This window comes from Streptomyces sp. NPDC058637 (assembly GCF_042717325.1).
Classification (GTDB): Bacteria; Actinomycetota; Actinomycetes; order Streptomycetales; family Streptomycetaceae; genus Streptomyces.
In genome coordinates this window covers 336331-357864 of sequence record NZ_JBHXRD010000001.1, presented here as the reverse complement: position 1 = coordinate 357864, position 21534 = coordinate 336331, and the positions used below count along the sequence as shown (strand labels likewise).

General features: G+C 71.6%; 16 protein-coding genes and 1 pseudogene. 12 read left to right on the top strand and 5 right to left on the bottom strand.

The genetic code is table 11. The features are described from left to right. Nucleotides 1-9: 9 nt before the first annotated feature. From ACFWVP_RS01690 to ACFWVP_RS01670, 5 genes are all read left to right on the top strand, one after another. The gene (locus tag ACFWVP_RS01690) at nucleotides 10-855 is read left to right on the top strand and encodes a DegV family protein (RefSeq protein ID WP_384492932.1); all 846 of its coding nucleotides are present in this window, start codon (nucleotides 10-12) and stop codon (nucleotides 853-855) included. Nucleotides 856-1480: 625 nt separating this feature from the next. After that, on the top strand, nucleotides 1481-2164 hold the full coding sequence (locus ACFWVP_RS01685) for a helix-hairpin-helix domain-containing protein (RefSeq protein WP_384492931.1): 684 nt from the start codon (nucleotides 1481-1483) through the stop codon (nucleotides 2162-2164). Further along, nucleotides 2161-4692 carry a ComEC/Rec2 family competence protein gene (locus ACFWVP_RS01680; protein ID WP_384492930.1) on the top strand — a complete coding sequence of 844 codons (2532 nt, stop codon included), beginning with the start codon at nucleotides 2161-2163 and terminating at the stop codon, nucleotides 4690-4692. The genes ACFWVP_RS01685 and ACFWVP_RS01680 overlap by 4 nt, the downstream gene beginning before the upstream one ends. Nucleotides 4693-5094: 402 nt before the next feature. Then, entirely contained in the window at nucleotides 5095-5889 is a 795-nt protein-coding gene (locus ACFWVP_RS01675) for an arylamine N-acetyltransferase (protein WP_384493012.1), read from the top strand. Between the two features lie 218 nt (nucleotides 5890-6107). After that, a complete protein-coding gene (locus ACFWVP_RS01670; protein WP_384492929.1) occupies nucleotides 6108-6992 on the top strand; it encodes a YceI family protein in 885 nt (294 codons plus the stop codon). A 111-nt stretch (nucleotides 6993-7103) separates the two neighbouring features. On the opposite strand, the gene ACFWVP_RS01665 is transcribed toward ACFWVP_RS01670, so the two are convergent. Then, nucleotides 7104-7349: a hypothetical protein gene (locus tag ACFWVP_RS01665; protein ID WP_384492928.1), complete on the bottom strand. Its 246-nt coding sequence runs from the start codon at nucleotides 7347-7349 to the stop codon at nucleotides 7104-7106. A 73-nt stretch (nucleotides 7350-7422) separates the two neighbouring features. On the opposite strand from ACFWVP_RS01665, the gene holA reads away from it, so the two are divergent. Further along, on the top strand, nucleotides 7423-8412 hold the full coding sequence (gene holA / locus ACFWVP_RS01660; protein ID WP_384492927.1) for a DNA polymerase III subunit delta: 990 nt from the start codon (nucleotides 7423-7425) through the stop codon (nucleotides 8410-8412). Nucleotides 8413-8820: 408 nt separating this feature from the next. On the opposite strand, the gene rpsT is transcribed toward holA, so the two are convergent. Beyond that, nucleotides 8821-9087, bottom strand: coding sequence for a 30S ribosomal protein S20 (gene rpsT / locus ACFWVP_RS01655; RefSeq protein ID WP_384492926.1), 267 nt, complete (start codon nucleotides 9085-9087; stop codon nucleotides 8821-8823). A gap of 215 nt (nucleotides 9088-9302) precedes the next feature. Here rpsT and lepA point away from each other — a divergent pair, with 215 nt between their 5' ends. The 4 genes from lepA (at nucleotide 9303) to hemW (ending at nucleotide 16741) form a co-directional block, all read left to right on the top strand. Next, nucleotides 9303-11177, top strand: coding sequence for a translation elongation factor 4 (lepA, locus tag ACFWVP_RS01650; protein ID WP_384492925.1), 1875 nt, complete (start codon nucleotides 9303-9305; stop codon nucleotides 11175-11177). Nucleotides 11178-11467: 290 nt separating this feature from the next. Beyond that, on the top strand, nucleotides 11468-13357 hold the full coding sequence (locus ACFWVP_RS01645; protein WP_384492924.1) for an AMP-dependent synthetase/ligase: 1890 nt from the start codon (nucleotides 11468-11470) through the stop codon (nucleotides 13355-13357). A 198-nt stretch (nucleotides 13358-13555) separates the two neighbouring features. Further along, nucleotides 13556-15448, top strand: a complete 1893-nt coding sequence (locus ACFWVP_RS01640; RefSeq protein ID WP_384492923.1) for a SpoIIE family protein phosphatase — start codon at nucleotides 13556-13558, stop codon at nucleotides 15446-15448. Nucleotides 15449-15499: 51 nt separating this feature from the next. Further along, nucleotides 15500-16741 (top strand): radical SAM family heme chaperone HemW, encoded by a 1242-nt coding sequence (hemW, locus tag ACFWVP_RS01635; RefSeq protein WP_384492922.1) that lies wholly within the window; start codon nucleotides 15500-15502, stop codon nucleotides 16739-16741. 190 nt (nucleotides 16742-16931) lie between these two features. On the opposite strand, the pseudogene ACFWVP_RS01630 reads toward hemW, so the two are convergent. From ACFWVP_RS01630 to ACFWVP_RS01620, 3 genes and pseudogenes are all read right to left on the bottom strand, one after another. Next, nucleotides 16932-17366, bottom strand: a pseudogene (locus ACFWVP_RS01630) (hypothetical protein); the annotation flags it as partial. 185 nt (nucleotides 17367-17551) lie between these two features. Further along, complete coding sequence (locus ACFWVP_RS01625; protein WP_384492921.1) at nucleotides 17552-18370, bottom strand: DUF3097 domain-containing protein; 819 nt, start codon at nucleotides 18368-18370, stop codon at nucleotides 17552-17554. Nucleotides 18371-18395: 25 nt separating this feature from the next. Beyond that, nucleotides 18396-19121 (bottom strand): MBL fold metallo-hydrolase, encoded by a 726-nt coding sequence (locus tag ACFWVP_RS01620; RefSeq protein WP_384492920.1) that lies wholly within the window; start codon nucleotides 19119-19121, stop codon nucleotides 18396-18398. A 165-nt stretch (nucleotides 19122-19286) separates the two neighbouring features. On the opposite strand from ACFWVP_RS01620, the gene hrcA reads away from it, so the two are divergent. Then, a complete protein-coding gene (gene hrcA, locus ACFWVP_RS01615) occupies nucleotides 19287-20303 on the top strand; it encodes a heat-inducible transcriptional repressor HrcA (RefSeq protein ID WP_384492919.1) in 1017 nt (338 codons plus the stop codon). Further along, nucleotides 20304-21440 carry a molecular chaperone DnaJ gene (gene dnaJ, locus ACFWVP_RS01610; RefSeq protein WP_384492918.1) on the top strand — a complete coding sequence of 379 codons (1137 nt, stop codon included), beginning with the start codon at nucleotides 20304-20306 and terminating at the stop codon, nucleotides 21438-21440. Nucleotides 21441-21534: the final 94 nt, after the last annotated feature.

The following is a 21534-nucleotide window of genomic DNA, read 5'->3' as shown; positions in this document are numbered from 1 at the left end:
CTCCGGCTCATGTCCCGCCATGTCGCGATCGTCACCGATTCAACGGCCTATCTGCCGCGCCAGATGATGGAACGGCACGGCATCACCGCGGTGCCGCTGACCGTCGTCCTGGGTGATCAGGCCCTGGAGGAGGGCACGGAGATCTCGGCCCGGTCGCTGGCCGTGGCCCTCCAGAAGCGCCGCTCCGTGACCACGTCCCGGCCCGGACCGGAAGTCTTCGCCGCCGCCTACCGCGCGGCCGCCGGGAGCGGGGCCACCGGCATCGTCTCCCTGCACCTCTCGGCCGAGTTCTCGGGTACGTACGACTCCGCGGTGCTCGCCGCGAAGGACGCGCCGGTGCCGGTGCGCGTGGTCGACACCGGGATGGTCGCCATGGCTCTCGGATTCTGTGCGCTGGCCGCCGCGGAGGCCGTCGAGGCGGGTGGCGGGCTGGACGAGGCCGTCGCCGCCGCGGAGAAGCGGGCCGAAGGCACCTCCGCGTATTTCTATGTCGACACACTGGATTATCTGCGCCGTGGGGGGCGCATAGGCGCGGCTCAGGCTCTGCTCGGTTCCGCCCTCGCGGTCAAGCCGCTGCTCCAACTGGACGGTGGACGCATCGAGCTGCTGGAGAAGGTGCGCACGGCGTCGAAGGCGATCGCACGGCTCGAGGAGATCATCGCCGAGCAGGCCGGAGCTGGTGCGGTGGACATCGCCGTGCACCACCTCGCGGCGCCGGACAGGGCGGAGCGACTGGCGGAGCGGCTGCGTGAGCGGGTTCCCGGACTCCTCGACCTGCATGTGAGCGAAGTGGGTGCCGTGATCGGTGCCCATACCGGGCCGGGGCTGCTGGGAGCGGTGATCTCACCGCGCTGAAGTCCACCCAGGCGGGTGACGGAGATATCCACAACCGGGCAGTTATCCACCGGAATTGGGGCTGCTCAGCGGGTTTTCGCGGAAGTGTCTAGCGTCCTGAGACATGACCCTCCGATCGCTTCGTGCACCCGGTCGAGCAACTGTCCGGCCGATCAGCGGCTCCACACACCGAGCCACTTCACATCGCGCTGTTCGGCGTGCCACGCGTGGCGGGCCGTCCGGCCACCCCGAGCCGGGTTCCCGGCACGGATCCGGCGTAGGGCCCGCGGGAGCGGCGGGCACCGGGCCGGGCGCCCGCCACGGGCGCCGACGTCGGACCGAGCGTGGACGCCGCGACGCCGAGGCTGCCGCGGCTTCACGCCTCAGGGCCGATGTGCTGCTGGCCGACGGGCCTCGTCCGGCGACGCGGAGCGTGCCACCGACTTCCCTCCGGCTCGGGCCCACCCGCCCGGCACCTTCCTGGGCTGCGGCTCCCGCTGAGCCGGCCGCCACTGCTCCCGCCGATCTCACCGCTCCCATCGAACTCACCGACCCCACCACTCCCACCGTTTCGCCGGGATCGGCCGCCGCACTGCCGTGGTGGCGGACAGCCGGGCCGGCTCTGCGGGAACGGTTACCGCTGTGGGTGCACCTCAGATGCGGTCTGGAGCCGCGCTCGCTCGCCGCGCTCGCTGTTGTCCTGGTCGGGGCCGCGGTCCTCGCCGCGACACACTTCTGGTCGGGACGTCCTCAGCCCGTACAGGCCCCCGAGCAGGTGAAGGAGGCCGCAGCAGCCCGCCCGGCCGCACCCGCACCTTCCGGCCCGTCCGGCGCGGGCTTCCTCACCGGGCCGTCCGACGGTTCTCCGCCCACCCCCGCCTCCGGTGGCCGGATCGTCGTCGACGTGAGCGGCAAGGTACGCCGGCCGGGGATCCAGCACCTGCCGTCCGGCTCGCGCGTCGCCGACGCCCTGCGCGCGGCGGGAGGAGTGCGTACGGGCGCGGACGTCACAGGGCTCAACCGGGCGCGCGTTCTGACGGACGGCGAACAGGTCCTGGTGGGCCTGCCGGGCGTCCAGGCCGCAGCGGGAGGCACAGCGGGAGGGGGCGGGTCCGGGCAGGCCCAGGACGGTCCGGCCGCACCGGTGAGTCTCAGCACGGCCACCGTGGAACAACTCGACACCCTGCCCGGTGTCGGACCGGTGCTGGCCCAGCACATCATCGACTACCGCACCGAGCACGGGGGTTACCGGTCCGTCGACGAACTCCGAGAGGTCGACGGCATCGGCGACCGGCGGTTCGCCGACCTTCGGCCACTGGTCCGGCCATGAGCGGCCCGGACGTGCACACGGCCTCGGGCAGGCGACTGGGCTCCGCCGACCCGCACCAGGAAGGTCCCGTAGACCTCCGGCTCGTCCCGCCCGCCCTCGCGGCGTGGGCCGCCGCCGGACTCGCACTCGGTGCGCCGGGCCGGTGGGCGGCCGCAGGAGCCGCCCTCTGCGCCTGTACAGCCCTGACGCTCCTGGCAGGGCCCCGAGTGAGGGCAGCGGTTGGTGCGGGGCGCACGGGGGCCTTCCGGCGCCCCACCGGATCCACGTCGTGCGCACGGCTGCGCACCACCGCCGCCGCCGGGGTACTGCTCTGCGCGGCGGCCGGGGCAGCGGCTGCCGGACTCCACGGTGCGCACAGCCGGAGCGGTCCCGTTCCCGGACTGGCGGAGGACTACACCCGGGTGGAGGCGGAGGTGACCGTCACGTCCGACCCCCGGCAGACCCGGCCGCGGGTCCGGGGCGACCACAGCACCCCCGTGTCCCTGCTGCTCGACGCCGAGGTCGACCGGCTGACCGGCCCTGACGGCACGGTCACCAAACTCCGCACCCCGGTCCTCGTCATGGTCTCGCCGGGCGCCGCCTCCGCACAGTGGCAACGGCTGCTCCCCTCCACCGGGCTGCGGATCAGCGGTCGGCTGGCGCCACCACGCCATGAGGGGGAGCGCATCGCCGCCGTGCTCGGTACGGACGCGGACGATCCGCCGCCGGTCACCTCTGCGCCGACCTTCCTCCAGCGGACGGCAGGACAGCTGCGTTCCGGCCTGCGGGAAGCCACCGACGGGCTCGACGCCGACGCGCGGGCGCTCCTGCCGGGCCTGGTGGTCGGCGACACCTCCAGGGTCACACCCGAACTGCACGACGCCTTCAAGGCCACCGATCTCACCCACCTGCTCGCCGTGTCGGGTGCCAACCTGTCGATCCTCCTCTTCCTCCTCATCGGCCCACCCGGAACGGCCCTGCGCAGCGAGCGCCGCGGCCTGGCACCCCGGCTGGGGATCTCCCTGCGTGTGACCGCACTGATCGGTGGCGGGATCGCGCTCGCCTTCGTGATCGTCTGCCGCCCTGAGCCGAGCGTCCTACGAGCGGCGGCGTGTGGCCTGATCACGCTTCTCGCCATCGGCACGGGCCGGCGCAGATCGCTGATTCCCGCACTGGCCGCGGCCGTTCTGCTGCTGGTGCTGTACGACCCGTGGCTGGCCCGCAGTTACGGGTTCCTCCTGTCCGTGCTGGCCACCGGGGCGCTCCTGACCCTCGCGCCCCGGTGGAGCAGCGCCCTGCAACGGCACCGGGTGCCGCCGAGGCTTGCCGAGGTGCTGGCCGCGGCGGGCGCCGCGCAGGCGGTGTGCGCCCCGGTCGTCGTGGTGCTCGCCTCACGGGTCAGTCTGGTGGCGATCCCCTGCAATCTGCTGGCCGAGTTCGCCGTGGCACCCGCTACGGTCCTCGGTTTCGCGGCGCTCGCCGTGGCCCCGGTGTCGACGGCGGCGGCCGAGGCCCTGGCCCTGGTCGCCGGCTGGCCGGTCGGATGGATCGCCTCCGTGGCCCGCACCGGAGCGGCCCTGCCCGGAGCCGAGGCCGACTGGCCCGGCGGCTGGAGGGGCGCGGCTCTGCTGGCCGTCCTCACGCTCGTGCTGGTGCTGTCCGCACGCCCTCTCGCCCGCCACCCCTGGGTCTGTTCCGCTGCCGCGCTCGCCCTGGTCCTCGCGGTGCTGAGACCGGTGCCGCTCACCAGGATCATGACCGGATGGCCGCCGCCGGACTGGGCGTTCGCGATGTGTGACGTGGGTCAGGGGGATGCCATGGTGCTCGCCGCCGGAGAGGGCGCGGGGGTGGTCGTCGACACCGGCCCGGACCCGCGCCTCGTCGACCGGTGCCTGCGCGACCTCGGTATCACCCGTGTGCCGCTCCTGCTCCTCACCCACTTCCACGCCGACCATGTGCGCGGCCTGCCGGGTGTCCTGCGGGGACGGGAGGTCGCCGCGATCCAGACGACGAGTCTCGACGAGCCGGCGGAGCAGGCCGCCTTCGTGAAGCGGACGGCGGCCACGGCGGACGTCCCGGTGGTCCCGGCCGTTCCGGGGGAGCGTCGGCGGTTCGGCCCGCTCGACTGGAGGGTTCTCTGGCCGGCGGCCGATGCGCGGGGCGCGGTACCGGCCTTCGTGACAAAGGAGCCGAACGACTCCAGCGTCACCCTCTTCGTGCGATCGGGCGATCTGACGCTGCTGCTCCTCGGCGACCTCGAACCCCCGGCCCAGCGAGGGGTGCTGCGCAGCTATCCGGCGCTGCCCCGGGTGGACGTGCTCAAGGTGGCGCACCACGGATCCGCTTACCAGGACACCGCTCTCCTGCGCAGCGTACGTCCGAGGCTGGCGCTCATCAGCTGCGGTACGGACAACCCGTACGGGCATCCGGCAGCCCGCACGGTCGAGGCGCTCAGAGCCGGGGGCGCGAAGGTTCTCCGGACGGACATCGACGGTGCCGTCGCCGTGACAGGGGCCGGTACGGGGCTGCGTGCGGCAGGCCGCTCATGACCGCGGGGACGGGGGCGTGTTGCGGGCTCGGGGGCGGGAGCGGGCCGCCGGACCAGCCGGGTGCCCGAAGCGGCGGGAAGGTCCGCCCCTTCCACGATCCTGGCCCGGTCCCACACGAGCGACAACGCCATCGGACACGACACACCGTTCGCGGGGGCTGTCGCCTCCCAGGCGCCGTTGTCCTCCTCGCTGCGGTCGGTCACGTCCTGTCCGCGCTGGTTGGAGCCGCGTGCCGGCACCGGTTCCGTCCTGGCCGACAAGCCGGCCATCCGCGGTCCTCCGGGCCTCCGTCGGCGAACCCGGGACTTGGGGCTCATGGCGTGGTGCGGTGTACCGGGACAGACTTCCGCCATGAAGCCGACGAACCGCGACCACATCGACAGCGTGAGCGGCATGAACGGAATGAACAGCGCGGCGGGTGTGACGGACGCCTATCTGGAGCGCATCGGCGCCGCCCGTCCCACGCGTGCCGATGCGGCCGCCCTGCGCGAACTCCAACTCCGGCACCTGATGACGGTGCCCTTCGAGAACCTCTCGATCCATTTCGGCGAGGACATCGTCCTGGAGGAGGAGAAGATCCTCGACAAGATCGTGACGGACCGCCGGGGCGGCTTCTGCTACGAACTCAACGGGGCCTTCGCCGCGTTGCTGCGAGAGCTCGGCTTCCGCGTCACCCTGCTCCAGGCGCGGGTCTTCGGCGACGGAGGGCGCCTCGGCATTCCGTACGACCACATGGCGCTGCGTGTGGAGACCGACGACGGCACGGGGCCGTGGCTGGCCGATGTCGGGTTCGGCGACCACGCCCTCCACCCGCTCGCGCTGGACGACCGCACCGAGCAGGACGATCCGTGCGGTGTGTTCCGCTTCCGGGAGGCGCCGCAGGGGGACCTCGATCTGCTGCGCGGCGGCTCGCGGCAGTTCCGTCTGGACCTGCGGCCACGGGTGCTCGCGGACTTCCGGGCCGGCTCCTGGTACCACCGGACGTCGCCGGATTCGCACTTCACCCGGTCCCTCGTCTGCTCGCTGCCCACCGCAGCAGGGCGATCGACGCTCAGTGGCCGCACCCTGGTCACGACGGTGCGCGGTGAGCGGCACAAGACGGAGCTGGGTACCGATGCCGAGGTCCTCGCCGCCTACCACGAACACTTCGGATTGCGTCTCTCCGAGCTGCCCGAGGTGCGACAGACCCTGACATGAGCCATGAGTGTCCTGCGCGGCACGCACAAGCGGAACGGCCAATTCGGACCTTCGGTAATACCTCGTAACACCTCGGCACAACACCCTCCGAGCCGCTGCGTTTGCCTCGAACATCGCAACGGTGATCGAATACGTCTTCGTCGGCGGACCGCTGCTCCGACAACGACGTCCAGCCGTCAGGGGTCCGAGATGAGAACCGCCCCTGGGAGTACGTGCGTATGTTCGGTCGTTGGCTAGGCAACAAGGCGAGGTCCGGCACCGCACTCAGCAGCGCCGTCGCAGGGCTACCGGTACCGAGTACCGCGGGTCTGGTCAGCTGCCGGGTGCTGGATCCCGTCGGTGAGCCGGTGCGGCAGGCCGAGTTCGTCGTCACGGACAGCGCGGGCCGCAAGGTCGTCGGCGGGGAGACGGACCCCTTCGGGAGTGTCGTCGCCACGATTCCGGCAGGCGACTACCGTCTGGGTGTCACGGCCGAGGGATTCACCCCGTTCCACGGACCGGTCGTCGTCACGGAGAGTGGTCACGCGAGCCTCGGCGACGTGGTGCTCCAGGTGGTGCAGCCTCCACGGCTTCCCGAGCCCGGGGACTGGGAGATCGAGCCGATGCACTCGCAGATCGGCTTCACGGCACGTCACATCGGGATGGCCCGCGTCCATGGCCGGTTCAACAGCTTCGCCGGTGCCGTCCGGATCGCCGACCGCATGGAGGAGTCCGCCATGCACGTCATCATCGACGCCTCGTCGATCGACACGAACGTCCGGATGCGCGACGACCACCTGCGCTCCGGCGACTTCCTGGACGTCGGGCGCTATCCGACCCTCGAGTTCTACAGCGAGCGCTTCGTCCACCGCGGCGGCAGCCGCTGGGGCGTCAGTGGCGCACTCACGCTGCACGGTGTGAGCCGCACCGTCACGCTGGACACCCAGTACCTCGGTCTGGGCAACGGCCTGGAGGGTGAGACCCGCGCGGCCTGCCGGGCCACCACCGAACTGCACCGCGAGGACTTCACCCTCACCTGGCAGACGATGCTGGCCCGCGGTATCGCGGTGGTCGGCTCCAGCATCGAGATCGACATGGACATCCAGATCGTCCCCAAGGGCTGAACCGAGGACCCGCCCAAGGGCTCCCAGGGCCGTGCCCAAGGGCTGAACCCAGGGCCCACCCCGGGAAGCAAGGGGCTGGACCCGCCGGGCGGCCAGGTCCGGCCGCCCCCGCTACGGCGCCTCCAGCCACCCCTCGTACTCCGCGGCGAACGCGTCGAGAGCCGCGGAGTCCAGGCGCCCGGCGGGATCCTCCACGACCACCAGCCACTGGGCGTCCTCCGCGTCGTCCTCGCCGGCCAGGGCGTCCCGTACGAGCTGGGGCTCCTCCGTGACGCCGAACCGGTCGGCGAGTTCCTCGGCCGCGTGGTGGGCCGTGTCACGGTCGGGCAGCACCAGCACATGTCTCACATCGCTCACCCGGTCATTCTCCGGTACGCCCGGGCGGGCGGCCCCGCCGCCCTGTCACAGGGTCGTGGGATGCTGGTCCGCGATGGCCACCAGAAGCAGTTCCACCGACAATCCGCTCGCCCCCGTGACGCTCGCCGTGGGTCAGGAGGACCTGCTCCTGGACCGTGCCGTGCAGCACGTGGTGGCAGCCGCCCGTGCCTCCGACGCCGACACGGACGTGCGGGACCTCTCCTCCGACCAGTTGCAGCCGGGCACGCTCGCCGAGCTGACCAGCCCCTCGCTCTTCGCCGAGCGCAAGGTCGTGATCGTGCGCAACGCACACGACCTCTCGGCCGACACGGTCAAGGACGTCAAGGCGTACCTCTCCGCGCCCGCCGAGGAGATCACCCTCGTGCTCCTCCACGCCGGCGGGGCCAAGGGCAAGGGCCTGCTGGACGCGGTCCGGAAGGCGGGTGCGCGTGAGGTCGCCTGCCCGAAGACGACCAAGCCCGCCGAGCGGCTCTCCTTCGTCAGGTCGGAATTCCGGACCCTCGGGCGCTCCGCGACCCCCGAGGCGTGCCAGGCACTCGTGGACTCCGTCGGCAGTGATCTGCGCGAGCTGGCGAGCGCCGTCTCCCAGCTGACCGCGGACGTCGAGGGCACCATCGACGAGGCCGTCGTCGGCCGCTACTACACCGGCCGGGCCGAGGCATCCTCCTTCACCGTCGCCGACCGTGCGGTCGAGGGAAAGGCGGCGGAGGCGCTGGAGGCGCTGCGGTGGTCGCTGTCGACCGGGGTCGCGCCCGTCCTGATCACCAGCGCCCTCGCCCAGGGCGTCCGCGCGATCGGCAAGCTGTCGTCGGCCCGGGGCGGACGCCCCGCGGACCTCGCACGGGAGCTCGGTATGCCGCCCTGGAAGATCGACCGGGTGCGCCAGCAGATGCGCGGCTGGACGCCCGACGGGGTCTCGGCCGCGCTGCGCGCGGTCGCTGCGGCCGACGCGGGGGTCAAGGGCGGCGGTGACGATCCGGAGTACGCCCTGGAGAAGGCCGTCGTCGCGATCGCGCGAGCCGCACGGTCCGGCGGACGCTAGCGGCCGGCTGCCCAGCCCCCTCCGCAGCGCGCGGGCCCGAGCACACGCGAGCCCGGCCGGTGCGAGCCCCAGCGGCACCGCGCCCGAACAGCGCTGTGGCCGGACAGCATCACGCCGCGCGGCGAGGAACAGCACTGTGTCCGGCCAGGGCAAAGGCCCCGGACAGCACCGAGCCCGGGCCGCACCGCCAACCCCGGGGCAGCGCAAAGGCCCCGACGCCACAAAGGCCCTGGACAGCACAGAAGCCCCGGTCGCGCCGTCCTGGGGAGGACGGTGGCCGGGGCCTCCGTTTCACGCTGTGTGCGCCGCACCCGCGTGGCGAACGCAGGTTCGGTGTGCGGCACGGGGTGCCGGTCAGGAGCGGGAGAGAGGGCCCGCTGAGTCCGTTCCGGCTTTCACATCAGTAGCTCAGCCCTGGAGGGCGACAACCTTGAGCGCCAGCGCCGACTTCTTGTTGGCGGCGGCGTTCTTGTGGATGACACCCTTCGAGACAGCCTTGTCGAGCTGGCGGGACGCGTCACGGACGGCCACAGTGGCCTTCTCGACGTCACCGGAAGCGGCAGCCTCACGGGCCTTGCGGATCGAGGTCTTGAGCGAGGACTTGACGGCCTTGTTACGCAGGCGCGCCTTCTCGTTCGTCTTGTTCCGCTTGATCTGGGACTTGATGTTCGCCACGAAAGAGCCTTTTCAGGTTCGTTGGATCTTCTATGTGCGTCACATGGCTTCTGAGGGCCACGAGACACAGCTGCCCACGGTACCAGTCACCCTCGGACCGGCCCAAACCGGTCCCAGCCCCGCAGGCGTGGGACGATGGAGCCTGCGTATTGATCCGACCGACCCGACATCGACCCGAGACACGGCGTTCGGCGTCTCAAGAATCAGGACCCTGCGTGCCCGCGACTCCTACCAACGTGCCCGAGCCGAGCCGTACCGACCCGGCGCTGATCCGCAACTTCTGCATCATCGCGCACATCGACCACGGCAAGTCGACGCTTGCCGACCGGATGCTTCAGCTGACGGGCGTGGTCGATGTGCGGCAGATGCGCGCTCAGTACCTCGACCGGATGGACATCGAGCGCGAGCGCGGCATCACCATCAAGTCCCAGGCGGTCCGTCTGCCGTGGGCGCCCACCGAGGGTGAGGACACGGGCGCGACCCACATCCTCAACATGATCGACACCCCCGGTCACGTGGACTTCACCTACGAGGTGTCCCGTTCCCTCGCCGCCTGCGAGGGCACGGTCCTGCTCGTCGACGCGGCACAGGGGATCGAGGCACAGACCCTCGCAAACCTCTACCTGGCGATGGAGAACGACCTCACCATCATCCCGGTGCTCAACAAGATCGACCTGCCGGCCGCGCAGCCCGAGAAGTTCTCCGAGGAGCTGGCCAACCTCATCGGCTGCCAGCCCGAGGACGTGCTCAAGGTCTCGGCGAAGACCGGTATCGGCGTGGACGCACTGCTCAACCGGGTGGTCCGCGACGTACCCGCCCCCGTCGGCAAGGCGGACGAAGCCGCCCGCGCGATGATCTTCGACTCGGTCTACGACCCCTACCGCGGCGTCGTCACCTACGTCAGGGTCATCGACGGCCAGCTCAGCAAGCGCGAGCGCATCCGGATGATGTCCACGGGCGCCACCCACGAGCTGCTGGAGATCGGTGTCTCCTCCCCGGAGATGACCCCGGCCGACGGCATCGGCGTCGGTGAGGTCGGCTACATCATCACCGGTGTGAAGGACGTCCGGCAGTCCAAGGTCGGTGACACCATCACCTCCCTGCACAACGGGGCGACCGAGGCGCTGGGCGGCTACAAGGACCCCAAGCCGATGGTGTTCTCCGGCCTGTACCCGCTGGACGGCTCGGACTACCCGGACCTGCGCGAGGCCCTCGACAAGCTCCAGCTCAACGACGCCGCCCTGGTGTACGAGCCGGAGACCTCCGCCGCACTCGGCTTCGGCTTCCGCGTGGGCTTCCTCGGCCTGCTCCACCTCGACGTGGTCCGCGAGCGGCTCGAGCGCGAGTTCGGTCTCGAGCTCATCGCCACCGCCCCGAACGTGGTCTACCGCGTCGAGATGGAGGACGGAACCGAGCACATCGTCACCAACCCGAGCGAGTTCCCCGAGGGCAAGATCGACAAGGTGCACGAGCCGGTCGTCCGGGCCACGGTCCTGGCCCCGAGCGAGTTCATCGGCGCGATCATGGAGCTGTGCCAGAACCGGCGCGGCACCCTGCTCGGCATGGACTACCTCTCCGAGGACCGTGTCGAGATCCGCTACACCCTGCCGCTCGCCGAGATCGTCTTCGACTTCTTCGACCAGCTGAAGTCCAAGACGCGCGGCTACGCCTCGCTCGACTACGAGCCCACGGGTGAGCAGTCCGCCCAGCTCGTCAAGGTCGACATCCTGCTGCACGGCGACAAGGTCGACGCGTTCTCCGCGGTCACGCACAAGGACAAGGCGTACGCGTACGGGGTGCGGCTCGTCGCCAAGCTGCAGAAGCTCATCCCCCGGCAGAACTTCGAGGTGCCGATCCAGGCGGCCATCGGTGCCCGGGTCATCGCGCGTGAGACCGTTCGCGCCATCCGCAAGGACGTCCTCGCCAAGTGCTACGGCGGTGACATCTCCCGTAAGCGGAAGCTGCTGGAGAAGCAGAAGGAAGGCAAGAAGCGGATGAAGATGGTCGGCAACGTGGAGGTGCCGCAGGACGCGTTCATCTCCGTCCTGTCGACCGACGAGTCGGCCGGCGAGGGCAAGGCAAAGAAGTAGCCGTGCCCTCCTCCCTCCCGGGGGCCGGTTCCCGGGAGCGCCAGACGGGCCCCCGCGCCGCGCAGACATCTGTGCGGCGCGGGGGCCCGTTCGTTATGAAGCGGCGGCCTGTTGCCTCTTACGTCGCGGACCCGTGCGCTCTACTCTGATCACCACCCGTTAGTTACTCGCCAGTTAAGCAAGTAGGGCGAGCGGGCGCGAGAACCAGGAACACAGGCAGCAGCCCCCCATATATCCCGCACCAGTACCCAGCAGCCGGTCGTAGCAATGCCGCAGGCCCGGAGGACGTCGTGAGCGACACAAAGACCTTGATCGATAGCCGACCGCCCTCCGTGGCGGCCCTCTTCGTCGACCGCGTGGCGGCCACTCCGGACGGTGAGGCGTACCGCTTTCCCGTGCCGTCGGCCTCCGGCCAGGGTCCGGACGACTGGAAGTCGCTGACCTGGGCGCAGGCGGCGACCCGGGTGTACGCGATCGCGGCCGGCCTGATCGGTCTCGGCGTCCGGCCGGAGGAGCGGGTCGCGCTCGCCTCGTCCACGCGTGTCGAGTGGATCCTCGCCGACCTCGGAGTGATGTGCGCGGGTGCCGCGACCACGACGGTCTACCCGTCCACGAACACCGAGGAGTCCGCCTTCATCCTGGCCGACTCCGAGAGCCGTGTCCTGATCGCCGAGGACGCCGCACAGCTGGCGAAGGCCCGGGAGAACCGGGCGGGGCTGCCCTCCCTCGCCCATGTCATCGTCATCGACCCGGCCGGTGCCGAGCCCGTGGAGGGCGACCCGGAGGGCTGGCTCCTCACGCTGGCCGAGCTCGAGGCGCGGGGTGCCGAACACCTGGCGAAGAACCCGGACGCGGTCACCGACCGGGTCGCGGCTATCACCGCCGACCAGCTGGCGACCCTGATCTACACCTCGGGCACCACCGGCCGCCCCAAGGGGGTGCGTCTGCCGCACGACAACTGGTCGTACATGGCCAAGGCGACCGTGGCGACCGGCCTGATCAACGCGGACGACGTCCAGTACCTCTGGCTGCCGCTCGCCCATGTCTTCGGCAAGGTCCTCACCTCCGGCCAGATCGAGGTCGGCCACGTCACGGCGGTCGACGGCCGCGTCGACAAGATCATCGAGAACCTTCCGGTGGTCCGGCCGACCTACATGGCAGCCGTCCCCCGGATCTTCGAGAAGGTCTACAACGGGGTCGCGGCCAAGGCGCGGGCCGGCGGCGGCGCCAAGTACAAGATCTTCCAGTGGGCGGCGGGCGTGGGCCGGGAGTACGCGAAGGTGTCGCAGGACAACTTCCGTCGTACCGGCAAGGCGTCCGTGCCGTTCGCACTCGGCGCCAAGCACAAGGTCGCCGACACCCTCGTCTTCGCCAAGATCCGGGAGGCCTTCGGCGGCCGGCTCCGCGCCTGCGTGTCCGGCTCCGCCGCACTCGCCCCCGACATCGGCTTCTTCTTCTCCGGCGCCGGGATCCACATCCTGGAGGGCTACGGCCTCACCGAGTCCAGCGCCGCCTCCTTCGTCAACCCGGGCGGGGCCTACCGCACCGGCACCGTCGGCAAGCCGCTCCCCGGCACCGAGGTCCGGATCGCGGACGACGGCGAGATCCTGCTGCGCGGCCCCGGCCTGATGGAGGGCTACCACCGGCTGCCCGAGAAGACCGCCGAGGTCCTGGAGTCCGACGGCTGGTTCCACACCGGCGACATCGGCGAGCTGTCCGAGGACGGCTACCTGCGGATCACCGACCGCAAGAAGGACCTGATCAAGACGTCGGGCGGCAAGTACATCGCCCCGGCCGAGGTCGAGGGACAGTTCAAGGCGGTCTGTCCGTTCGTCTCCAACATCCTGGTGCACGGCGCGGACCGTAACTTCTGCACCGCCCTCATCTCCCTCGACGAGCCGACCATCCTCGGCTGGGCACAGGAGAACGGGCTGGGTGGCAAGCCGTACGCCGACGTGGTGGCCTCCCCGCAGGCCGTGGAGCTCATCGAGGGCTACGTGAAGCAGCTCAACGAGGGCCTGCAGCGCTGGCAGACCATCAAGAAGTTCCGGCTGCTGCCGCGCGACCTCGACATCGAGCACGGCGAGCTGACCCCCAGCCTCAAGCTGAAGCGGCCGGTCGTCGAGCGCGAGTACAAGGACCTCATCGACGACATGTACGCGGGCTCCCGCGAGGCGTGACAACCGCCGTACGGAGCGGAGGAGCAGGTCACAGGCGGGGCCGGTGGGTGCGCGAGCACCCGCCGGCCCCGTCCGCCGTTCAGCCCGCCCCGTCCGGCCCCGCCCATTTCGGTCACTCGGTGCTTATGTACCCGCCCGGTCTGTCACTCTGTCGTAGAACGTCAGCGGTGTATCGCGAGAACCGTCAGGAGCCGCACCGTGGGGCCCATTCCGATCCAGCGGGACATCGTTCACCGTCCCGAAGGTGTCGTCGCAGGTCAGGGCAGCGACGCGCATACGGTCGCCCGCACCAGCCTGCCCGGAATCCCGCTGGCCCCCGCCGCGGCCCGCCGGTTCGTCCGGGCCGCGCTCGTCGACTGGACGGCCGTCGGCCTGCCGTCCGCCGGGGCTTTCGGCGACCGCCTCACCGACGACGCGGTGACCGTGGCCAACGAACTGGTCACCAACGCGGTCGTGCACGCCGGCACGACGGTCGAGCTGCTCCTCAGACTGGAGGACACGGCCGGGGCGGAGCCGGCCGCTCTGGTGCTGGAGATCACCGACCACCACCCCGCCCGGTCGGTGCGGGACGGCCGGACCGAACGGCCCGATCCCGCCGAGTACGGCCGGGGACTGCAGCTCGTCGCCACCCTCGCCGAATCCTGGGGCATCACCTACCGCACCGGGCTCAAGACCGTCTGGGCCCGGCTCCAGGCCGACGACTGGGACGGCCTCCCCGGTCCCGCACCGGCCGAGGACTCGGTCCGGCGGGGCAGGCGCGCCGAGATGCCCGCCCCCACCGTCCGGCGGGCCGAACGCGACGACACGGACCGGGCCGGGCGCGGGGCGCTCTCCTTCCTCGCCGAGGCGTCCGACCTGCTCGCCGGCCAGCTCGACGAGGACCTGGTGGCGTCCATAGCGGGTCAGCTGATGGTGCCCAGGCTCGCGGACTGGTGCGCGATCTGGCTGGAGAGCGAGGGCGGCGGCCCCGGGGCCGCCCCACGCCTCGCCGGTGTCTGGCACAGCGACAAGGGAGCCACCGAGACACTCCGCCCGGCACTGGAGAAGGAGCCCCTCCGCCTACCCGGCAGCGTCGGCAGCGGCCCCGTACCCATCCCGTGGCCCGCCGACGCCGTCGCGGGCCACGGTGACGGCGGCGCCGCGCTCGCCCACCGCATCACCTCGGGCGGACGCACCCTCGGCGCGGTGCTCGTGGGCCGGGAAGGGGTCGCGCTCTTCCCCGGCGAGGTGGCCGCGCTCATCGCCGACTTCGTACGCCGTGTCGGCCTCGCCGTGGGCGCCGCCCGCGCCTACACCCGGCAGGCCACCATCAGCCGCATCCTGCAGCGTGGCCTGCTGCCCAGCAAGGTCGCCGAGATACCCGGCGTCACCAGCGCCCTGGTGTACGAGCCCGGGGACGACGGTGTCGTCGGCGGCGATTTCTACGACCTCTTCCCGTGCCCCGGCGGACGCTGGTGCTTCGTCCTCGGCGACGTCCAGGGCAGCGGCCCCGAAGCCGCCGTCGTCACCGGCCTCGCCCGCCCCTGGCTCCGCCTGCTGTCCCGGGAGGGCTTCCGCGTCGGCGAGGTGCTCGACCGGCTCAACCGGCTCCTCCTCGACGACGCCATGGAGGCGGCCGAGGCAGCCGCCCTGATGGTCGCCGCGGCGGGCGGCCGGCAGATCCAGGACGGCCCGCAGTCCCGCTTCCTCTCCCTGCTCTACGGCGACATCGTGCCGCTCCCGGGCGGCGGCGTCCGCTGCACCGTGGCCAGCGCGGGCCACCCCCTCCCGCTGCTGCTGCGCCCCGACGGCTCCGTACGCCCGGCCGCCGAGCCGCAGATCCTGCTCGGGATCGTCGAGGACGTGGCGTACGAGAGCCAGAGCTTCGACCTCGCGCCCGGTGACAGCCTCCTCTGCGTCACCGACGGGGTGACGGAGCGCAGGTCCGGCCGGCTGATGTTCGACGACGGCGACGGACTCGCACACGCCCTGTCCGGCTGTGCCGGGCTGTCGGCCGACCGGATCGCCCACCGGATCAAGCACGCCGTCCACGCCTTCGCGGAGCGGCCGCCCGACGACGACCTGGCCCTGCTCGTCCTCCAGGTCGACTGAACGGGAGGGCGGGCGGGAGCGTGGGAGGGAAAGCTCCGGCGGCGAGCGACAATGGACGGCATGCCTTCCGTACTGCCCGATGGTGAGCCCGTGCCCGACGACGGGGCACTGCCCCGCCATGCCCTGGAAGGCGCCGCCGGCCGACCGCTCGGTTTCTACCTGCACGTGCCCTACTGCGCCACCCGCTGCGGCTACTGCGACTTCAACACCTACACCGCGACGGAGCTGCGCGGCTCCGGCGGTGCGCTGGCCTCCCGGGACAACTACGCGGCGCATCTGGTCGAGGAGGTCCGCCAGGCCCGCAAGGTGCTCGGCGACGACCCCCGCCCCGTCCGCACGGTGTTCGTCGGCGGCGGTACGCCCACCCTGCTGCCCGCCGCCGACCTCGTCAGGATGCTCGGGGCGATCCGCGAGGAGTTCGGGCTGGCGGACGACGCGGAGATCACCACGGAGGCCAACCCGGAGTCCGTCGACCCGGCCTATTTGGCGGCGCTGCGGGAAGGCGGCTTCAACCGCGTCTCCTTCGGGATGCAGAGCGCCCGGCAGCACGTCCTGAAGATCCTGGACCGCACCCACACCCCCGGCAGGCCCGAGGCCTGTGTCGCCGAGGCCCGCGCGGCCGGCTTCGAGCACGTCAACCTCGACCTGATCTACGGCACCCCGGGGGAGTCCGACGACGACTGGCGGGCCTCCCTGGACGCGGCGATCGGCGCGGGCCCCGACCATGTGTCGGCCTACGCGCTCATCGTCGAGGAAGGCACCCGGCTTGCCCGCCGCATCCGCCGCGGCGAGGTCCCGATGACCGACGACGACACCCACGCCGACCGCTACCTGATCGCCGACGAGGCGATGGCCGCGGCGGGCTTCTCCTGGTACGAGGTGTCGAACTGGTCCCGTACCCCGGAGGGCCGCTGCCTGCACAACGAGCTGTACTGGCGCGGCGCCGACTGGTGGGGCGCCGGTCCCGGAGCGCACAGCCACGTCGGCGGGGTGCGCTGGTGGAACGTCAAGCACCCCGGGGCGTACGCGCAGGCGCTCGCGGAGGGCCGCTCGCCCGGGGCCGGCCGCGAGATCCTGACGGAGGAGGACCGGCGCGTCGAGCGGATCCTGCTGGAGCTGAGGCTCGTCGAGGGTTGCCCCCTGTCGCTGCTCGCCCCCGCCGGGCTCGCGGCGGCCGGCCGGGCCGTCACGGACGGGCTGCTGGAGCCCGGACCGTACGCCGGTGGCCACGCGGTCCTCACCCTGCGCGGGCGCCTGCTGGCCGACGCCGTGGTGCGCGACCTGGTCGACTGAGGCCCCGCGTGGCCGGGACGAGCGGGCCGGCTACGGCCTGCGAGGTCCGGCTACGGGGCCGTCGCGGGGCCGGCGAGGTCCGGGAACCCCGTGGCCACCCCAGCGGCAGGTCCCGGGTGAGGACCGCCGGGTCGCCCGCCGCCCGGCCGCACACGATGTCGGTCCTCGCGTCCGGACCGGGCCGGGTGACCTTCATGATGTCGAGGTCGCGCTCACCCGCCGACCCCTGGTCCGGCTGTGAGACGACCGTCGCGGTGGCCTGCTCGATGGCGTCCAGGAGTCGGGAGCGGGGGAAGACGAACGGCTTGTACTGCGAGGTGCTCCGGGTCTCCCAGGGACGCTCGGTCAGCGTGCGCACCATGGACAGCGCCGCCTCGTACGCGGTGTCGCCGTGGCCGGCGAGCAGCTTCACCGGGACGCGGCGCAGCCGGTTCGCCCGGTGGACCTGCGGGACGATCTGCTCCACCCTGCCGTCGATGTCCGGTCCCGCGCCCGCGGCCTGCGCCACGACCAGAGGCATCACCGGCCGGTTGACCCGGTACTGGTCGATCAGCTCCTGGACGAGGTGGAAGACGGCGGAGACCGCCTCGTTCTCCGCACTGTCCCGCCACACTTCGCGTGCCATCCGCTGCCCCCGGCTTCCCCCTGGGCCCGCGGAACACGCGGGCCCCTCCGTGCCCGCCGGGCCCGTCGCAGACGTCGGGCACGCCGGGCCCGCCGAACCCCACACCTCTCGACAACCGATGGTGCGTGGGTGGCGCAGAGATTCACCGGGATCGGTACGGGATCCTCTTCAACCGTTCCGGGACATCAGGCAGGAAGAGTGACGAAATCGATCAATTCCTCTACGCGGCCCAGGAGTTGCGGTTCCAGGTCCTTGTACGAGCCGACCCTGGACAGGATGTGCTGCCAGGCCGCGCCCGTGTTTTCCGGCCATCCCAGCGCCCGGCACACCCCCGTCTTCCAGTCCTGGCCGCGCGGCACCGCCGGCCAGCCGGGGATCCCCACGGACGACGGCTTCACCGCTTCCCAGACGTCGATGTACGGATGCCCGACGACGAGCACGTCCGCGTCCGTGACCTCGGCGGCGATACGGGACTCCTTGGAGCCCGGCACCAGGTGGTCGACCAGGACGCCGAGCCGGGCGTCCGGGCCCGGGGAGAACGCGCGCACGATCGCCGGGAGGTCGTCGATGCCTTCCAGGTACTCCACGACCACGCCCTCGACGCGCAGGTCGTCCCCCCAGACCCGCTCGACCAGCTCGGCGTCGTGCCGCCCCTCGACGTAGATCCGCCCGGCCCGAGCCACCCGCGCCCGCGCCCCGGGGACCGCCACCGAACCGGAGGCGGTGCGCACAGGGCGCGTGGGCCCGCCGGCCGACGGCCGCACGAGGGTGACCACCCGGCCCTCCAGCAGGAATCCGCGCGGCTCCATCGGGAACACCCGGTGCTTGCCGAAACGGTCCTCCAGCGTGACCGTGGGCCCCTGGGCCGTCTTCTCGCACCGGATCACCGCACCGCAGAATCCGCTGACCGCCTCCTCCACGACCAGATCGGGCTCGGCGGGGACCTCGGGTGCGGGGGCGGACCTCTTCCACGGCGGAGTCAGGTCCGGCTGGTAGCTGCGCATGGCACGACGATAGAGGGCGACACGCTCAGGACCCGCCGAAACGGGCCGCCAGCCGGTCGCGCTGCGCCCGTACGAACGCGGCGTCCACCACCGCGCCGTGCCCCGGCACGTACGAAGCGTCCTCGCCCCCCAGTTCCAGCAGCCGGTCCAGGGCGGCCGGCCAGTGGGACGGGGCCGCGTCCGGGCCGGCCTGCGGCTCGCCGGACTCCTCGACCAGATCACCGCAGAGCACCACGACGGGGGAGCCCGGCACCAGCACCGCGAGGTCGTGGCCGGTGTGCCCGGGACCCACGTTGGCCAGCAGCACCTGGAGGCCACCGCCCAGGTCGAGCGTCCACTCCCCGCTCACCTGGTGGTGCGGCGCCACGAGCACGTCCGTCGCCGCCGTGGCGTCCTCCTCGCTCATCCCGTGCCGCATCGCGTCCGCGCGCAGCCCCGCCGCCCCGTGCCGCCCCAGCAGACCGGCCGTGCCGACCGCCCCGTAGACCTCCGCCCCGGCGAACGCGGCGGTGCCCAGCACATGGTCGAAATGGGGGTGGCTCAGTGCGATATGCGTCACCCTGCGGCCGAACAGGGCCTCCGCCTGCGTCCTCAGCGCGGCCCCCTCGCGGAGCGTCGAACCGGTGTCGTAGAGCAGCACGCCGTCCGCCCCGGCCACCAGCGCGGCGGTCGCGTCCCAGACGGGAAGGCGTCGGCGTCCCGTACCGTTGCCCAACCGCTCCCAGCCGAGGTCTTCCCAAGAGACGTCCATACGGTGACGCTATCGGCAACGACCTGCGCGGTCCCGCGACGGCATGGCCGGTCGCCCTTGCCCCCGCCCCACCCCGCCCCCGTACACTGACCGGGGGGATTGCTGGCACTCGAACACACAGAGTGCCAGGCAGACACCGGAGAACCACAGCTGGAGGTGTGCGCGATGCTCAGCGAACGCAGACTCGAAGTGCTGCGCGCCATCGTCCAGGACTATGTCGGCACCGAGGAGCCCGTCGGCTCCAAGGCGCTCACGGAGCGGCACAGGCTCGGGGTCTCCCCGGCCACCGTCCGCAACGACATGGCGGTGCTGGAGGACGAGGGCTTCATCGCCCAGCCGCACACCAGTGCGGGGCGTATCCCGACGGACAAGGGATACCGGCTCTTCGTCGACAAGCTCGCGGGCGTCAAGCCCCTGTCGTCGCCGGAGCGCCGGGCCATCCAGAATTTCCTCGACGGCGCGGTCGACCTCGACGACGTCGTGGGCCGCACGGTCCGGCTGCTCGCGCAGCTGACCCGGCAGGTCGCCGTCGTGCAGTACCCCTCGCTGACCCGTTCCACGGTGCGGCACGTGGAACTGCTCTCGCTCGCTCCGGCCCGTCTGATGCTCGTACTGATCACGGATACGGGCCGGGTCGAACAGCGTATGATCGACTGCCCCGCCCCGTTCGGCGAGACCTCTCTCGCCGATCTGCGGGCCCGGCTCAACAGCCGGGTCGTCGGACGCCGCTTCGCGGACGTTCCGCAACTGGTGCAGGACCTGCCGGAATCCTTCGAGAACGAGGACCGGGGAACCGTCTCGACGGTGCTCTCCGTCCTTCTCGAAACTCTGGTCGAAGAGACGGAGGAGCGGCTGATGATCGGCGGCACCTCCAACCTCACCCGCTTCGGGCACGACTTCCCTGTGATGATCCGACCGGTGCTGGAAGCACTGGAGGAACAGGTCGTCCTGCTGAAGCTGCTCGGTGAGGCCACGGACTCAGGCATGACCGTACGGATCGGGCACGAGAACGCCCACGAGGGCCTCAACTCCACGTCCGTCGTCGCGGTCGGCTACGGTTCGGGCGACGAGGCAGTCGCCAAACTCGGCGTGGTCGGACCGACCCGCATGGACTACCCCGGAACGATGGGAGCGGTACGCGCAGTGGCACGTTACGTCGGACAGATCCTGGCGGAGTCGTAAGTGGCCACGGACTACTACGCCGTACTCGGCGTGCGCCGCGACGCATCTCAGGACGAGATCAAGAAGGCATTCCGCAGGCTCGCACGCGAGCTGCACCCGGATGTCAACCCGGACCCGAAGACCCAGGAGCGGTTCAAGGAGATCAACGCCGCCTACGAGGTGCTGTCGGACCCGCAGAAGAAGCAGGTCTACGACCTCGGCGGCGACCCGCTGTCCGCCTCCGGCGGTGGCGGCGCGGGCGGTTTCGGAGCCGGCGGCTTCGGCAACTTCAGCGACATCATGGACGCGTTCTTCGGCAACGCCGCCCAACGCGGGCCCCGTTCGCGGACCCGGCGCGGCCAGGACGCCATGATCCGGCTGGAGATCGACCTCAACGAGGCGGCCTTCGGCACGACCAAGGACATCCAGGTCGACACGGCGGTCGTCTGTACGACCTGCAGTGGCGAGGGCGCCGCACCCGGCACCTCCGCGCAGACCTGTGACATGTGCCGCGGCCGCGGCGAGGTCTCCCAGGTCACCCGGTCCTTCCTCGGACAGGTCATGACCTCGCGGCCCTGCCCGCAGTGCCAGGGCTTCGGCACCGTCGTGCCGACCCCCTGCCCCGAGTGCGCCGGCGACGGCCGCATCCGCTCGCGGCGCACCCTCACCGTGAAGATCCCCGCAGGTGTCGACAACGGCACCCGCATCCAGCTCGCGGGCGAGGGAGAGGTCGGCCCCGGCGGCGGCCCGGCCGGCGATCTGTACGTCGAGATCCACGAGTTGGCGCACGCGGTGTTCCAACGGCGGGGCGACGACCTGCACTGCACCGTCACGATCCCGATGACGGCCGGCGCGCTCGGCACCCAGGTGCCGCTGGAGACACTGGACGGGCTGGAGGAGATCGACATCAGGCCCGGCACCCAGTCCGGCCAGTCGGTCCCGCTGCACGGGCGCGGCATCACGCATCTGCGCGGCGGTGGGCGCGGTGACCTGATCGTCCACGTCGAGGTCATGACCCCGACGAAGATGGATCCCGAGCAGGAGCGCCTCCTGCGGGAGCTGTCCAAGCTGCGCGGCGAGGAGCGGCCCACCGGCCAGTTCCAGCCGGGCCAGCAGGGCCTGTTCTCCCGGCTGAAGGACGCCTTCAACGGCCGCTGAACCCCGCACGACGTCCACACCGCACCGCCCGCCGGTTCCGTACCGGCGGGCGGTGCGGTGGTGCGGCGACCCGCCCCTCGACGGCCGGATCGGC

Excerpts from the sequence above, each read along its gene's own strand:
- ACFWVP_RS01690 (WP_384492932.1), top strand. The coding sequence starts at position 10 with ATGTCCCGCCATGTCGCGATCGTCACCGATTCAACGGCCTATCTGCCG.
- ACFWVP_RS01680 (WP_384492930.1), top strand. The coding sequence starts at position 2,161 with ATGAGCGGCCCGGACGTGCACACGGCCTCGGGCAGGCGACTGGGCTCC.
- ACFWVP_RS01675 (WP_384493012.1), top strand. The coding sequence starts at position 5,095 with ATGAACAGCGCGGCGGGTGTGACGGACGCCTATCTGGAGCGCATCGGC.
- ACFWVP_RS01670 (WP_384492929.1), top strand. The coding sequence starts at position 6,108 with ATGTTCGGTCGTTGGCTAGGCAACAAGGCGAGGTCCGGCACCGCACTC.
- holA (WP_384492927.1), top strand. The coding sequence starts at position 7,423 with ATGGCCACCAGAAGCAGTTCCACCGACAATCCGCTCGCCCCCGTGACG.
- hemW (WP_384492922.1), top strand. The coding sequence starts at position 15,500 with ATGGACGGCATGCCTTCCGTACTGCCCGATGGTGAGCCCGTGCCCGAC.
- ACFWVP_RS01625 (WP_384492921.1), bottom strand. The coding sequence starts at position 18,370 with ATGCGCAGCTACCAGCCGGACCTGACTCCGCCGTGGAAGAGGTCCGCC.
- ACFWVP_RS01620 (WP_384492920.1), bottom strand. The coding sequence starts at position 19,121 with ATGGACGTCTCTTGGGAAGACCTCGGCTGGGAGCGGTTGGGCAACGGT.
- hrcA (WP_384492919.1), top strand. The coding sequence starts at position 19,287 with ATGCTCAGCGAACGCAGACTCGAAGTGCTGCGCGCCATCGTCCAGGAC.